This is a genomic window from Amycolatopsis sp. NBC_01307, from assembly GCF_035975215.1.
In the GTDB taxonomy this organism is placed as follows: domain Bacteria; phylum Actinomycetota; class Actinomycetes; order Mycobacteriales; family Pseudonocardiaceae; genus Amycolatopsis.
This window is the reverse complement of the sequence record NZ_CP108403.1, coordinates 7,104,049-7,117,975: the sequence shown is the minus strand read 5'-3', so window position 1 is coordinate 7,117,975 and position 13,927 is coordinate 7,104,049. Positions and strand designations below refer to the sequence as shown.

Annotated in this window: 12 protein-coding genes; 6 read left to right on the top strand and 6 right to left on the bottom strand. The window is 70.3% G+C overall.

Annotation, left to right across the window (positions count from 1 at the left end):
* The first annotated feature begins 145 nt into the window (after nucleotides 1–145).
* The 4 genes from OG439_RS30805 to OG439_RS30790 are packed head-to-tail and all read left to right on the top strand — an operon-like array spanning nucleotide 146 to nucleotide 3,484.
* Complete coding sequence (locus OG439_RS30805; RefSeq protein ID WP_247057417.1) at nucleotides 146–1,231, top strand: ABC transporter ATP-binding protein; 1,086 nt, start codon at nucleotides 146–148, stop codon at nucleotides 1,229–1,231.
* Nucleotides 1,228–1,911 carry an ABC transporter permease gene (locus OG439_RS30800; protein ID WP_326944258.1) on the top strand — a complete coding sequence of 228 codons (684 nt, stop codon included), beginning with the start codon at nucleotides 1,228–1,230 and terminating at the stop codon, nucleotides 1,909–1,911. Before OG439_RS30805 ends, OG439_RS30800 begins: the two co-directional genes overlap by 4 nt.
* Complete coding sequence (locus OG439_RS30795; RefSeq protein WP_247057413.1) at nucleotides 1,908–2,600, top strand: ABC transporter permease; 693 nt, start codon at nucleotides 1,908–1,910, stop codon at nucleotides 2,598–2,600. The genes OG439_RS30800 and OG439_RS30795 overlap by 4 nt, the downstream gene beginning before the upstream one ends.
* Complete coding sequence (locus tag OG439_RS30790) at nucleotides 2,597–3,484, top strand: ABC transporter substrate-binding protein (RefSeq protein ID WP_326944257.1); 888 nt, start codon at nucleotides 2,597–2,599, stop codon at nucleotides 3,482–3,484. Before OG439_RS30795 ends, OG439_RS30790 begins: the two co-directional genes overlap by 4 nt.
* Here the strand turns inward: OG439_RS30790 and OG439_RS30785 are convergent.
* The 4 genes from OG439_RS30785 to OG439_RS30770 all read right to left on the bottom strand — a co-directional run bounded on the left by OG439_RS30785 (nucleotide 3,474) and on the right by OG439_RS30770 (nucleotide 7,187).
* Nucleotides 3,474–4,772 (bottom strand): erythromycin esterase family protein, encoded by a 1,299-nt coding sequence (locus OG439_RS30785; RefSeq protein ID WP_326944256.1) that lies wholly within the window; start codon nucleotides 4,770–4,772, stop codon nucleotides 3,474–3,476. The genes OG439_RS30790 and OG439_RS30785 overlap by 11 nt on opposite strands.
* Before the next feature lie 82 nt (nucleotides 4,773–4,854).
* Nucleotides 4,855–5,472, bottom strand: a complete 618-nt coding sequence (locus tag OG439_RS30780) for a LysE family translocator (protein ID WP_326944255.1) — start codon at nucleotides 5,470–5,472, stop codon at nucleotides 4,855–4,857.
* Between the two features lie 198 nt (nucleotides 5,473–5,670).
* Entirely contained in the window at nucleotides 5,671–6,651 is a 981-nt protein-coding gene (locus tag OG439_RS30775) for an LLM class flavin-dependent oxidoreductase (protein ID WP_326944254.1), read from the bottom strand.
* A 17-nt stretch (nucleotides 6,652–6,668) separates the two neighbouring features.
* A complete protein-coding gene (locus OG439_RS30770) occupies nucleotides 6,669–7,187 on the bottom strand; it encodes a GNAT family N-acetyltransferase (RefSeq protein WP_326944253.1) in 519 nt (172 codons plus the stop codon).
* 203 nt (nucleotides 7,188–7,390) lie between these two features.
* Here OG439_RS30770 and OG439_RS30765 point away from each other — a divergent pair, with 203 nt between their 5' ends.
* Nucleotides 7,391–8,896 (top strand): S8 family peptidase, encoded by a 1,506-nt coding sequence (locus OG439_RS30765; RefSeq protein WP_326951654.1) that lies wholly within the window; start codon nucleotides 7,391–7,393, stop codon nucleotides 8,894–8,896.
* Between the two features lie 67 nt (nucleotides 8,897–8,963).
* Here OG439_RS30765 and OG439_RS30760 read toward each other — a convergent pair whose 3' ends face one another.
* Nucleotides 8,964–12,707, bottom strand: a complete 3,744-nt coding sequence (locus tag OG439_RS30760) for a multifunctional oxoglutarate decarboxylase/oxoglutarate dehydrogenase thiamine pyrophosphate-binding subunit/dihydrolipoyllysine-residue succinyltransferase subunit (protein WP_326944252.1) — start codon at nucleotides 12,705–12,707, stop codon at nucleotides 8,964–8,966.
* A gap of 259 nt (nucleotides 12,708–12,966) precedes the next feature.
* Here OG439_RS30760 and OG439_RS30755 point away from each other — a divergent pair, with 259 nt between their 5' ends.
* The gene (locus OG439_RS30755; protein WP_326944251.1) at nucleotides 12,967–13,239 is read left to right on the top strand and encodes a hypothetical protein; all 273 of its coding nucleotides are present in this window, start codon (nucleotides 12,967–12,969) and stop codon (nucleotides 13,237–13,239) included.
* A 7-nt stretch (nucleotides 13,240–13,246) separates the two neighbouring features.
* Here the strand turns inward: OG439_RS30755 and OG439_RS30750 are convergent, their stop codons facing one another.
* Nucleotides 13,247–13,852: a DUF4291 domain-containing protein gene (locus OG439_RS30750; protein WP_326944250.1), complete on the bottom strand. Its 606-nt coding sequence runs from the start codon at nucleotides 13,850–13,852 to the stop codon at nucleotides 13,247–13,249.
* Nucleotides 13,853–13,927: the final 75 nt, after the last annotated feature.

Sequence of the window (13,927 nt, the reverse complement as noted above, 5' to 3'; positions counted from 1 at the left end):
CCGCCAGGAACCACCTGGATCACGAAGCCCATCGAGCAGACTCACAGGACACCGCCTAAGCGCCTGGTCCCCACCTGCCGGAACAGCGTGCCAACCACCGCCGACTCGGCTACCGTCGAACGGACCTGACACGGGGAGTGGGCAAGTGACGATCGAATTCCGCGACGTGACCAAGCAGTATCCCGATGGGACGGTCGCCGTCGACAAGCTGAACCTGACGGTCGAGGACGGCACGATCACCGTGTTCGTCGGCCCGTCCGGCTGCGGCAAGACGACGTCGCTGCGGATGATCAACCGGATGATCGAGCCCACCGGCGGCCAGGTGCTGCTGGACGGCAAGGACGTCGCCGAGGGCGACCCGGCGCTGCTGCGCCGCGGCATCGGCTACGTCATCCAGCACGCCGGCCTCTTTCCACACAGGACGGTCCTGGACAACATCGCCACCGTGCCCCTGCTGTCGGGCTGGGACAAGGCGAAGGCGCGCAAGCGGGCGGCCGAGCTGCTCGAGACCATCGGCCTGCCGGTCGAGGTCGGCAAGCGGTACCCGGCCCAGCTTTCCGGTGGTCAGCAGCAGCGTGTCGGCGTCGCCCGCGCGCTCGCCGCGGACTCGCCGGTGCTGCTGATGGACGAGCCGTTCTCCGCGGTCGACCCGGTGGTGCGCGAAGGCTTGCAGGACGAGCTGCTGCGGCTGCAGTCGCAGCTGGGCAAGACGATCGTGTTCGTCACGCACGACATCGACGAGGCCGTCCGGCTCGGCGACAAGGTCGCGGTGCTGCGGGTCGGCGGCAAGCTCGCCCAGTACGGCACCCCCGCCGACGTCCTGCGCCACCCGGTGGACGACTTCGTCTCGTCGTTCGTCGGCCGCGACCGCGGCTACCGCGGCCTGTCGTTCCTCTCCGCCGACGGCGTCGAGATCAAGGACCTCGAGCTCGTCGAGATCGGCTCTTCGGTGCCGGCGAGCGACGGCTGGCGCCTGGTCGTCAACGCCGAGAAGCAGCCGCGCGGCTGGCTGCCGCCGAACTCCACAGTGGACGGCGAACTGTCCGAAGACGACCTCGTCGCCGGTGGTTCCCTGTGGATCCGCGGCACCCCGATCCGCGGCGCGCTCGACGCCGCGCTGTCGTCGCCCGCCAGCCTCGGCGTGGTCGTCGACGACGACCACCGCGTGCTCGGGGGCGTGCTCGCTCGGCAAGTGCTCGATGTGATCGAGGCGACCCCGCAGGCGTCATGAGCTTCTTCGACGAGCTCGGGACGTACCTGAGCAGCGGCAACAACCGCGAGCAGATCCTCGGCGACCTCGGCGACCACATCTACCTCGCGCTGCTCCCGCTGGTCATCGGCATCGTGCTGGCGATCGCGGCCGGCTGGTTCGGCCACCGCTGGGCGCCCGCGCGGTCGGTGCTCATGGTGCTGGCCAACCTGCTCTACACGATCCCGTCGCTCGCGTTGTTCGTCGTCATCCCCGGCCTGATCGGGTCGAAGATCCTCGACAGCATCAACGTCGTCGTCGCGCTGACGATCTACACCACCGCGCTGCTGGTCCGCCCGGTGCTCGACGCGCTGGACGCGGTGGCGCCGTCGGTGATCGCCGCGGCCACCGCCGTCGGCTACAAGCCGGTGCGCAAGTTCTTCGCCGTCGAGCTGCCGCTGGCGGTGCCGGTGCTCGCGGCCGGCGTGCGGGTGGCGTCGGTCAGCAACATCAGCCTGGTCAGCGTCGGCGCGCTGATCGGCACCGGCGGCCTCGGCGTGCTGTTCACCGACGGCTTCCAGCGTGAGTACTTCTCGCCGATCGTCGTCGGCATCGTGCTCACGCTGGTGCTCGCCCTGGTCGTCGACCTGCTGCTCGTCGGCCTGCGGAACCTGCTGACACCCTGGGAACGCGCCGGGAACACGGGGGTGGCCGTCGCATGATCACCGATCTCTTCCACTGGTTCGGCGATCCGGCTCACTGGTCCGGCCCGGACGGCATCCCGCAGCGGCTGCTGGAGCACCTCGGTTACACGGTGCTGGCGCTGGTGATCTCGCTCGTGATCGCCGTCCCGCTGGGGTTGTTCGTCGGCCACACCGGACGCGGCGGCGTCGCGCTGGTGAGCGTCGGCAACGCGATCCGCGCGCTGCCGACGCTGGGTCTGGTCACGTTCCTGTTCCTGCTCTTCACCGAGAGCGTCACCTCGACGATCATCGGCCTGGTCGTGCTGGCCGTGCCGCCGATCCTGGCCGGCACGTACGCCGGGCTGCAGGCGACCGACCACGGCGTCGTCGACGCCGCCGAGGGCGTCGGGATGACCGGCTGGCAGCGGCTCTGGAAGGTCGAGGTGCCGATCTCACTGCCGCTGGTGCTGGGCGGCATCCGCAACGCCGTGCTGCAGCTCGTGGCGACCGCCGCGGTGGCCGCGTACGTCGGACTCGGTGGCCTGGGCCGGTTCCTGCTCGACGGACTGGCCATTTTGGACTACTCGGAGGTGATCGCCGGCGCGCTGCTCACCACGCTGCTGGCGATCGTGCTCGACGTCCTGTTCGCGCTGCTGAACCGCGCGCTGGTGCCCAAGGGCGTCCGGCTGGCGACGGCCGCGGCGACCGGCAAGAAGGTGACCGCGTGAAACGGCTGGCCGGTCTGATCGCCGTCGCGGTGCTGGTCGCGGGCTGCGGCAACCCGCTGGCGGGCGGTGGTGAGGGCGGCTCGAACGGCGACATCATCATCGGCGCGTCCGACGTCGGGGAAAGCCTGCTGCTGGCCCAGATCTACGCCGGGGCGTTGAAGAACGCGGGGGCCACGAACGTCACCGTGCGGCCACCGGTCGGCAGCCGCGAGGTCGTCGTCAAGGCGCTGCAGGACAAGTCGCTGTCGGTCGTGCCGGACTACAGCGGGAACCTGTTGCGGTACTTCGACAAGGACGCCCAGGCCACGAAGCCGGAAGACGTCTACACGCAGCTGAAGGCGAAGGTGCCCGCCGGGTTCGAGGTGCTGGACCAGGCGCCGGCCGAGGACAAGGACCTGCTCGTCGTCGGCAAGCAGCTGGCGGATTCCGGCGTCAAGACGTTCTCCGACCTGGGAAAGCGCTGCGGCGAGCTGGTGTTCGGCGGGCCGGGCCAGTGGAGCAGCCGCTGGAAGGACAAGATCAAGACGCTCTACGGCTGCGAGTTCAAGGAGATCCGGACCACCGACACCGGTGGCCCGGTGACGGTGGCGGCGCTCAAGTCCGGCGACGTCCAGGTCGCGGACCTGTTCAGCACGTCGTCGACGATCGCCGCGAACGGCTTCGTGCCGCTCACCGACGACAAGAACATGTTCCCGGCGCAGAACATCGTGCCGCTCATCGCCAAGGGGACGCTGTCGGAGCAGGAAGCCGCGGCGCTGAACCGGGTGTCGGCGGCGCTGACCACCGACCAGCTCACCCAGCTGAACGTCGAGTTCACCGAGGAGAAGCGCAACCCCCTCGACATCGCCGAAGACTTCCTGGCCCGCAACAACCTCAAGTCCTAGCCATCGCCGCTTCGCGCACGTCGTGGAGGTGGATGAGCAGGTCGTAGGACCGCGCGAGCGCGATGTCCGCCGGGTCGACGGGGAACGCCGTCCCGATGTCGTACGTCGGGCGGGCGACGTCCAGCCAGGCGCGCGCCGCGGCCGGGGCGGTCCGGAGGTCGAGGTAGTAGTCCTGGTAGCGGACCCGGTCGAGGGTGTCCTCGTTCGACCCGGGGCCGGCGGCGCCGACGGTGAACTTCCGCCAGGTCCCGGCGTCGTCCTGGGACAGGAACGAACCGCGGTCGAAGGTGAAGCCGGTGGCGACGTAGTTCGCGCCCAGCGTGTCGCGCAGGAACGAGCCCTGCGTCTTGGGGTACCGCGCGGGATCACCGGAGGCGTAGCCGACGTGGCCGTTGTGGGCCGACAGCAGGATCTTGGCGCCGGTGTGGCGTTGCCACCACACGACGTTCTGCGCCATCACCTCGTCACGGAAGCGCTGGGACGTCGCCACCGAGGCCGGGTCGGCGAGGTCGATCGTGAGGAACTTCGTGGTCTGGGCGATGGACCGGGCGTTCTGCGCGGCCCAGTCGTCGCCGAAGCTCTGCACCAGCTCGAGGGCCTCCTGGGCCTGGGCCGCGAGCCGCTGCCGCTCCGCGAGCGGCTTGGCGACGTAGGCGAAGACGTCGTCGATCGGGCGCAGGCCGGTGTAGAGCTCGTTCAGCCGGGCCAGCGACTCGGGGTGGGTCCGCTGGACGTAACCGGTCACCCGGCCGAAGAACGCGTCGTCCAGCGTCGGGGCGCCGAGGTCGTCGCCGAGGAAGTGGACGGGCCGGGCGGGGTGAGCGCGGTTGTAGCCGCGCATCCACTCGATGAGGTGGACGAACTCCTCGCGGTCCCACGGCGAGCCGGCGAGCGCGGCCTTGGCGACCGTGTGCGCGTCACCGGTGCCGGTCTGGACGAACTCGTCGATCTTCAGGCCCGCGGACCAGCTCACTTCGAGGGCGAAGGTGGTGAAGCCCTTCTGCTCCACGAGGTAGCGGAAGAGCCGCTCCTTCATGGCGAAGAACTCGTGCGAGCCGTGGGTCGCCTCGCCGAGGCCGGTCACCTGGGCGTCGCCGATCATCGCGCCCAGGGCCCGCAGGTCGGCGGTGTCGCGGTCGGGTTCGGTGGTGCGCAGGGGATGCGCCGCCTGCGTCAGCGCGCGGACGGGGCCGGGCTGGGCCGCTTCGGCGGTCGCGGGAGCGAAGAGTGCTCCGGTCGCGATGGCCGCGACGGCGAGGACGGCCGTGGTTTTCCGGTTCCTGGTCATGGAAAGGATCCTGGCCGAGGTCCGGGCGCCCCACCCTGGGGCCGGCCGCCGACTTCGGGGTAGCGCAGGCGCTACCTCCCGGTCAGTGGTCGAGGGCCAGCCGGACGCCGAGGCCGATGAAGATGCCGCCGGTGGCGACCTCCAGGCGCCGGCGGGCCTTGCGCTTGCGGCGCAGCCGGCTGCCGATGCGGCCGGCGAGGACGCCGACGGCGCCGTCGACGAGGAACTCGAACACGATCAGGATCGCGCCGAGGATCGCGAACTGCAGCCCGATGCGCCCGAGCGCCGGGTCGACGAACTGCGGGAGGAACGCGATGGTGAAGGTGACCATCTTCGGGTTCAGCAGGTTGGTCAGCAGCCCGGAGAGGTAGGCGCGCTTGGTGCTGGGTGAGGTGTCGTCGGGGAGGCTCCGGCGCTTCCGGATGGTCTGGATGCCGAGGTAGATGAGGTAAGCGGCACCGACGACCCGCACGACGGTGAAGGCGACGGGCACGGCGGCGAACAGCGCGGCCAGCCCGGCCGCGGCGACGGCGACGTGGATCGCCTCGCTGGTGGCGACCCCCGCGGTGGCGAGCAGCCCGGCGCGCGGACCGCCGCGCATGCCGCAGCCGAGGACGAACAGCATGTCCGGCCCCGGCACGACCATCGCGATCACGGTGGTGACGACGAAGGCCAGCAGGAGGTGCGGGTCAACGGGCATGGGCCGATCCTGACACGCGGCCCGCGCCCGGCGAACCCCTTTTCCGGCGGGCAGCCCCGTCTTCTCGCGGCAGGCGGACGCTCGAACCGACCTTGCCGGGTCCCAGCCCTCTTCGGGGGTGTCCGACGCAGGTCGGAATCCGCTTCGGCCCGGCCTGGTCGTCCACATTGCGGCCGGGCTGTGGACGACCGGTGGCCGTCAGGCACGCAGGGCGGCCGCCACCTGACCCGCGGCCTCGATGCCTTCCTCCGGCGGCTCCTCCGGCAGCGGCAGCAGGACCACCGAGCCGCTGCCGGCTTCGTGCAGGGCGTGGACGCGGGCCACGCACGAGGCCAGGTCGCCGCAGACGGCCAGCTGCTCGATCCACTCCGGACGCAGGCCCGCCGCCAGTTCGTCCACTGTGGACGCCGAGTCCACCAGCGCCAGCAGCTCATCGGCGAACGGCAGGTCCTGGACCTGCACCCGCGCGCCCGGCGTCAGCGACTCCGCCACAGTCAGCCGCGCCCGTTCGGGGTCGCCCAGGGCCAGCCAGTTGTACGTCACCACCGTGTGGCTCGCCGGGGCGCCGTCCCGCTCGCGTCCCGTGGCGATGGCCGCCAGCGCCGAGCGGACGTACTCCGGCGGGGACGGCTCGGCGAGGATCGTGCCGTCCGCCGTCGCGCCCGCGATCGCCAGCGACTTCGGCCGGCGGACGCCCGCCACCAGGGGCGGCGGCGACGCCGGCGGGAACACCAGCTCCACCTCGTCCAGCGAGACGTACCGCCCGGACACCGAGACCCGGTCGCCCGCCAGCAGGCGCCGGACCGCGACGAGCGTCTCCTCCAGCGCCGCGAGCGGGGACGCCGGGTACGCGCCGATCTGCTTCATCCACGCCGGCACGCCGTGGCCGAAGCCGGCGATCAGCCGGCCCGGGTGCAGCTCCGCCAGCGCCGCGAGCTCCATCGCCGCGATCGCCGGGTTGCGCGCCACCACCGGCATCACGCCGATGCCGATCTTGATCGTCGATGTCGTTTCCAGCGCCGTGGCGACCGTCGAGATCCCGGCCGCCCAGAAGCAGTCCTCGACCAGCCACAGCTCGTCGAGCCCGGCGGCCTCGGCCTGCCGCGCCAGCTCACGCAGCCGGGACGGCGGCTGCTCGCGGTTGATCCGGACACCGACCGACGAACGGGGTGCGTACATGCGTGCGGGGCTCCTGTTCAGATGCGGGAAAAGGCCGGCGCGTAGGTGAACGCGCCCTGGTGCGTGGCTCGGTACGCCGCGAGCGGGCGGGCCTGGAAGTGCTCGGCCCAGCCCGGTTCCGGCGGCGTGACGCCGAGCGTCGCCGCGAGGACGAACCCGAAGCGCGAGTAGTAGCCGGGGTCGCCGAGCAGCACGACGAGGCCGTAGCCCAGGGCGTCCGCCGCGCCGAGCACCGTGTGCACCAGCGCCGAGCCGACGCCGCCGCGGTGGTGCGCGGGCCGTACGCCGAGCGGGCCGAGGCCGACCGAGACGCCGGTGTCGTCGCCGAGCCGCGCCGGGCTGCAGCAGACGTGCCCGACGACCTCGCCGTCGCGGACCGCGACGAACGACAACGCGCCGATCAGATCCCCGTCGGCCCGCAGGTCGTCGACGAGCGGGGCTTCGACGGGAGTCACGCCCGGTTCGCGGCGGAAGGCTTCGGCGTGCACCGAGTGGATGGCGGCCTGGTCACCGGGTGTCTCGCGGCGGATGAGCATGACCGTCAGCATGCCGTGGGACGCGGTTCGGGGCGACGCAGTTTTCCGGCCGACTTTGGTAGGGGACCGTTCGAGTGGTTCCGAAACCGGACAAACAGGTCGATCTTCCTATTTTGACCAGGGTCGACCTACAGTTCGGGCACCTTTCACCCCTGCCCAGAAGGGACGAAACCTTGCGGAGCTCTCGGGGAATCTTCAGGAGAATCGGTGTGGTGGCAGCGGTCTCGGCGGTGACCGTCCTGGGCGGCACCGCCGTCGCGACCGCGCGGGAAGGCACGATCGCCGGCGCCGGCGGCGCCGACGCCGTCAAGGACAGCTACATCGTCGTGCTCAAGGGCGGCACGGCCCAGGGCGTCACCGGCCGGCACGGCGGCACCGTCGAGCGGACGTTCTCGGCGGCCTTGCACGGCTTCACCGCCGCGATGTCCGAGGCGCAGGCCAAGCGCGTCGCGGCCGATCCCGATGTGTCCTTTGTGGAGCAGAACCGGGTCGTGCGGGCGAGTGCCGACCAGCTGAACCCGCCGTCGTGGGGCCTGGACCGGGTCGACCAGCGGAACCTGCCACTGGACCAGAAGTACAGCTACAGCACCACGGCGGCGACCGTGCGCGCGTACGTCATCGACACCGGCATCAACCTGACGCACAGCACCTTCGGCGGGCGCGCGACGTCGGGCTACGACTTCGTCGACAACGACGGCGACGCCACCGACTGCCAGGGGCACGGCACGCACGTCGCCGGCACCATCGGCGGCGCGCAGTACGGCCTGGCCAAGGAGGTCAAGCTGGTCGGCGTCCGGGTGCTGAACTGCAGCGGTTCCGGCACGACGGCGGGCGTGATCGCCGGCGTCGACTGGGTGACGGCGAACGCGATCAAGCCCGCGGTGGCCAACATGAGCCTCGGCGGTGGCGCGTCGAGCACGCTGGACGCCGCCGTCCAGCGCTCGATCGCGTCGGGCGTCACCTACGGCCTCGCGGCGGGCAACGACAACGGCGCCAACGCGTGCAACGGCTCCCCGGGCCGCGTCCCGGCGGGCATCACAGTCGGTGCGACGACGTCGACCGACGCTCGCGCGAGCTACTCCAACATCGGCACCTGCCTCGACATCTTCGCGCCGGGCAGCGGCATCACGTCGTCGTGGATCGGCAGCACCACCGCCACCAACACGATCAGCGGCACGTCGATGGCGACCCCGCACGTTGTCGGCGCGGCGGCGCTGTACCTGGCCGCCAACCCGGGCGCGACGCCGCAGCAGGTCCGCGACGCGCTCGTCGCGAACGGCACCACCGGCAAGGTGACCAGCCCGGGCACGGGCTCGCCGAACGTCCTGCTCTACACGGGCACCGGCACCACCCCGCCGCCGACCTGCGGCACCGTCACCAACGGCACCGACGTCGCCATCCCCGACCGCGGCGCCGCGGTGACGAGCAGCGTGAGCGTCTCGGGCTGCGCGCGCAACGCGTCGGCGACGTCGGCGGTGGAGGTCCACATCGTCCACACCTACGTCGGCGACCTGGTGATCGACCTGGTCGCGCCGGACGGATCCGCGTACCGCCTGAAGAACTCGAGCGGTGACTCGTCCGACAACATCAACACGACCTACAGCGCGAACGTCTCCGGCGAAGCCGCGAACGGCACCTGGACGCTGCGCGTCCAGGACGTCGCGTCGGCCGACACCGGGCGCATCGACACCTGGTCGCTGACCGTCTGACCGGCCCCGCCCACGACGACGAAGGCCCCCACACCGTGGTGCGGTGGCCTTCGCCGTGGTCAAGCGATCAGTCGAACGCCTTCGAGATCAGCGCCTTCTGCTCCACCTCGTGGACCTTCGACGAGCCGGCCGACGGCGCCGCCATCGGACGCCGCGACACGACCTGCAGGCCCGAGAGCACCTCCGGGAACTTCCGGGGCAGGTTCAGGCCGAAGAACGGCCACCCACCCTGGTTTTCCGGCTCCTCCTGGACCCACGCGACCTGCGTCGCGTTGGTGTAGCGCTCCAGCGCCGCCAGCAGCTTCTTCTTCGGCAGCGGGTAGTACTGCTCGATCCGCACGATCGCGACGTCGTCCGCCTCGCGCTTCGTCCGCTCCGCCACCAGCTCCCAGTACAGCTTCCCGGAGGTCAGCAGCACCTTGCGGACCTTCGCCGGATCCGGCGTCACGTCGTCGATGACCGACATGAACCGGGACTGGCCGGTGAAGTCGCCGGTCGCCGACGTCGCGGCCTTGTTGCGCAGCATCGACTTCGGCGTGAAGACGACCAGCGGGCGCTGGATGCCGTCGAGGGCGTGCCGGCGCAGCAGGTGGAAGTAGTTCGCCGGGGTGGAGGGCACCGCGACGGTCATCGAGCCTTCGGCGCACAGCGCCAGGAAGCGCTCGATGCGGCCGGAGGTGTGGTCCGGGCCCTGGCCCTCGTGGCCGTGCGGCAGCAGCAGCACGACGTCGGAGCGCTGGCCCCACTTCGCCTCGCCCGAGGAGATGTACTCGTCGATGACGGTCTGCGCGCCGTTGACGAAGTCGCCGAACTGCGCTTCCCACATCACGAGCGCCTCGGAGTTCGCCACCGAGTAGCCGTACTCGAAACCGACGGCCGCGTACTCCGACAGCGCCGAGTCGTAGATCATCACGCGGCCCTGGCCGTCGGCCAGGTTCTGCAGCGGCGAGTACTCCTGGCCCGTCTTGCGGTCGATGAACACCGAGTGCCGCTGGGTGAACGTGCCGCGCCGCGAGTCCTGGCCGGACAGCCGGATGAGCCGGCCTTCCAGCGCGAGCGACCCGAACGCCAGCAGCTCGCCGAACGCCCAGTCGATGTCGCCTTCACGCGACATCTTGTGGCGGCGCTCCATGACCGGCTTGACGCGCGGGTGCGGCGTGAAGCCCTCGGGCACGTTCACGAACGCGTCGCCGATGTGCTCCAGCGTCTCGCTGCTGATCGACGTCGTCACCTTCGCCGGGACCTGCTGCTCCTCCTCGACCGAGGGGCTCGCCTTCGCCGGGTGCTTCTCCAGCTCGCGGACCTCGTTGAAGACGTGCTCCAGCTGGCTCGAGAAGTCGCGCAGCGCGGCCTCGGCCTCCTCGACGGAGATGTCGCCGCGGCCGATCAGCGACTCGGTGTAGCCCTTCCGGACCGAGCGCTTCGTGTCGATGATGTCGTACATCGCCGGCTGCGTCATCGAGGGGTCGTCGCCCTCGTTGTGCCCGCGGCGGCGGTAGCAGATCAGGTCGATCACGACGTCCTTGTGGAACGCCTGCCGGTACTCGACGGCCAGCTTGGCCACCCAGTGCGCGGCCTCCGGGTCGTCGCCGTTCACGTGGAAGATCGGCGAGCCGATCATCTTCGCGACGTCGGTGGCGTACTGGCTGGAGCGCGAGTGCTCCGGCGCGGTGGTGAAGCCGACCTGGTTGTTGACGATCACGTGCACGGTGCCGCCGGTGCGGTACCCGCGCAGCAGCGACAGGTTCAGCGTCTCGGCGACGACGCCCTGGCCCGCGAAGGCCGCGTCGCCGTGCATCAGGACCGGCAGCACGGTGTAGCCCTCGCCGCCCTTGTCCAGGAGGTCCTGCTTCGCGCGGACGATGCCCTCGAGCACCGGGTCCACGGTCTCCAGGTGCGACGGGTTCGCCGTCAGCGACACCTTCGTCTCGCCGTCGCCGAACATCCGGAAGTACTTGCCCTCGGCGCCGAGGTGGTACTTCACGTCACCGGAGCCGTGCGCCTGGCCCGGGTCGAGGTTGCCCTCGAACTCCTGGAAGATCTGCGAGATCGGCTTGCCGACGATGTTGGCCAGCACGTTGAGCCGGCCGCGGTGCGGCATGCCGATGACGACCTCGTCGAGCTCGTGCTCGGCGGCCTTGTCCAGCAGGGTGTCGAGCAGCGGGATCGCCGTCTCGCCGCCTTCGAGGCTGAACCGCTTCTGACCGACGTACTTGGTCTGCAGGAACGTCTCGAACGCCTCGGCGGCGTTCAGCTTCGAGAGCACGTACTTCTGGACCGCGGGGTCCGGCTTCTCGTGCGGGATCTCGACGCGCTCCTGGATCCAGCGGCGCTCCTCGGGGTCGAGGATGTGCGTGTACTCGATGCCGACGGTGCGGCAGTACGAGTTGCGCAGCACGCCGAGGATGTCGCGCAGCTTCATCCGCTCCTGGCCGGCGAAGCCGCCGACCGGGAACTCGCGGTCCAGGTCCCACAGGGTGAGGCCGTGGCTCAGCACGTCGAGGTCGGCGTGGCTGCGCTGGCGGTAGTTCAGCGGGTCCGTGTCGGCCATCAGGTGACCGCGCATCCGGAACGCGTCGATCAGCTCGATCACGCGGGCGGTCTTGTCGACCGGGCCCTCGGGGATGTCGGCGACCCAGCGGATCGGCTCGTACGGCAGGCGCAGGCTGGTGAAGACGTCGTCGTAGAAGCCGTCTTCGCCGAGCAGCAGCTGGTGGATGCGCTTGAGGAACTCGCCGGACTCCGCACCCTGGATGATGCGGTGGTCGTAGGTCGAGGTCAGCGTCATGATCTTGCTGATGCCGAGGTCGACCAGCGTCTTCTCGCTGGTGCCCTCGAACGCCGCCGGGTACTGCATGGCGCCGACGCCGATGATCGCGCCCTGGCCGGCCTGCAGGCGCGGCACCGAGTGGTTGGTGCCGATGCCGCCCGGGTTGGTCAGCGAGATGGTGGTGCCGGCGAAGTCGTCCGCGGTCAGCTTGTTGTTGCGGGCCTTCTTGACGATGTCCTCGTAGGCCTGCCAGAACTGCAGGAACGACATGTCCCCGACGTTCTTGACCGAGGCCACGACGAGGTTGCGGGAGCCGTCCTTGCCCTTCATGTCGATGGCGAGCCCGAAGTTGACGTGTTCCGGCGTGATCGCGAACGGCTTGCCGTCGATCTGCTGGTAGTGCCGGTTCAGGTTCGGGTAGTCCTTCAGCGCCCGCACCATGGCGAAGCCGATGAGGTGAGTGAAGGAGATCTTGCCACCGCGGGTGCGCTTGAGGTGGTTGTTGATGACGATGCGGTTGTCGGCCATCAGCTTCGCCGGGACCGCGCGCACGCTGGTCGCGGTCGGCACGGACAGCGACGCGTCCATGTTCTTGGCGATCGCCGCCGCGGCGCCGCGGAGCTGCTTCGACTCCGGTTCGTCCTTGGCCTGCGGCTTCACCTCGGTCTTGGCCGGGCTGGTCGACGCGGCCTTGGGCGCGGTCTTCGAGGCGCTCGCCGCGGTCGCGGCGGGCTTCGGAGCCGGCTTGGCGGGCGCGGTGGTGGTGGCGGGCGTCGACGTCTGCTTGGCCGCGGACTCCGCGTTCTGCACCGCCTTCGTCGACGGCGCCGTGGCCTGTCCGTTGGTCGCGGGCTTGGCGCCGGCCTGCTGCTGCCGGGCGTTGTCCGCCTTGGTCTGAGCGTTCTGCGTCGGCTTGAAGTCCGCGAAGAAGTCGTGCCACGCGGCATCGACTGAAGATGGGTCAGCGAGGAACTGGTCGTACATCTCTTCGACCAGCCACTCGTTGGGGCCGAACTGTGACGCAGGGCTGCTGCTGGACACGGCTTGGGCTCGCCTCTATCCGTCTCGATCTCGATCTTGAATCCGTTGATGCGCCTACCAGGCTAACCCCCTCGATGAGTGCGATGTGATGGAACCGGCTTGTGTGAGGCGTGGCGCACTAGGGCATCGGTCACTGACACGATCAAGATGTGCTAAGAGAACCTTAAGCAGTGGACCGGGTACAGGGTTTTCGCCAGGGTTGGCTGGCTCGTCGCCGAGCGCTCCGCCGCCGTTCACCCCGGCCGGTTCTGCTGGGTGGATGTGGCTGGTCGAATGTCCGTCGTTCTGGGATCAGGGCCTGGTCAGGCCGCTGGTCACCGAGTCCGGCGCGGTTGTGCTGCGGTGCGATTCGTGCGCGGCCGTGTGGCCGACCGTGGCCGACTTCGAGGAGCAGGAGCACGTCGAACCCGATGAGCCGGACTGGCTGGTCGGCGCCGGCGTGCACGTCCGGCCGGGGACGTTCCGCTGGGCGGTGCGCCCCGACGTCGAGGCCGCGGGGCTGGGTTCGCTGAAGTGGCGGGCGCTGCCTTGACCCGGGTTCAGCCGTCGGCGTCGATGGCCCGCGCGAGGTCTTCGGGGAGCTCGTACGCCGGCTCGTGCGGGACGAGTTTCACGGCCTTGTGCAGCTCGTAGTCCCGCAGGTGCTGGTGGATCCGGTGCATCACCGGCGTGACGTCGGTGACGGCGGTGATCCACTCGTCGACGTAGCGGTCGACGGCCTCGCCGCTCAGGCCGACCTGGATCGCCCGGAAGTTCTGCGCCTGGTGGTTGAGGTCACGTTCGGGGTCCCACTGGATCCGGACGGGACTGGTCTTGACCTGTGCTTCCCAGGCTTCTTTCTCCTGGTCGCGGCCTGGGTGGCTCAGCGCCGCGTGGGCCAGGGCCCACTCGAAGCCGTCGCGGGTGATGTCGATCGCCAGGACGACCTCCTGCCCGGGCTTGGTCCCGTAGCCGCACCGGTAGGCCATCCACCGGAACGACGGCTTGATCCACGTCATCCGGTCCCGCTTGAACGGCGCGACGAACGTCTGCTTCGCCAGCGCCGGCTCGGCGATCGCGGGCGAGTAGGCCTGGTAGACCCGGACGGTGGTCTCGGTCTGCACGGCGCGGATCTGCCGGTCGGGCGCCCGCTGTTGTTCGAACATCCCGCCATGCTCCCAGCGCCCGTCCACCCCCGCGAGGTCGTTTCCGGCGGGCGAACCCGCAACTCGCGTGATTCC

Bases quoted from the DNA above. Each gene is read 5' to 3' on its own strand.
- OG439_RS30800 (WP_326944258.1), top strand. From the start codon at position 1,228: ATGAGCTTCTTCGACGAGCTCGGGACGTACCTGAGCAGCGGCAACAAC.
- OG439_RS30795 (WP_247057413.1), top strand. From the start codon at position 1,908: ATGATCACCGATCTCTTCCACTGGTTCGGCGATCCGGCTCACTGGTCC.
- OG439_RS30785 (WP_326944256.1), bottom strand. From the start codon at position 4,772: ATGACCAGGAACCGGAAAACCACGGCCGTCCTCGCCGTCGCGGCCATC.
- OG439_RS30780 (WP_326944255.1), bottom strand. From the start codon at position 5,472: ATGCCCGTTGACCCGCACCTCCTGCTGGCCTTCGTCGTCACCACCGTG.
- OG439_RS30775 (WP_326944254.1), bottom strand. From the start codon at position 6,651: ATGTACGCACCCCGTTCGTCGGTCGGTGTCCGGATCAACCGCGAGCAG.
- OG439_RS30770 (WP_326944253.1), bottom strand. From the start codon at position 7,187: ATGCTCATCCGCCGCGAGACACCCGGTGACCAGGCCGCCATCCACTCG.
- OG439_RS30755 (WP_326944251.1), top strand. From the start codon at position 12,967: ATGTGGCTGGTCGAATGTCCGTCGTTCTGGGATCAGGGCCTGGTCAGG.
- OG439_RS30750 (WP_326944250.1), bottom strand. From the start codon at position 13,852: ATGTTCGAACAACAGCGGGCGCCCGACCGGCAGATCCGCGCCGTGCAG.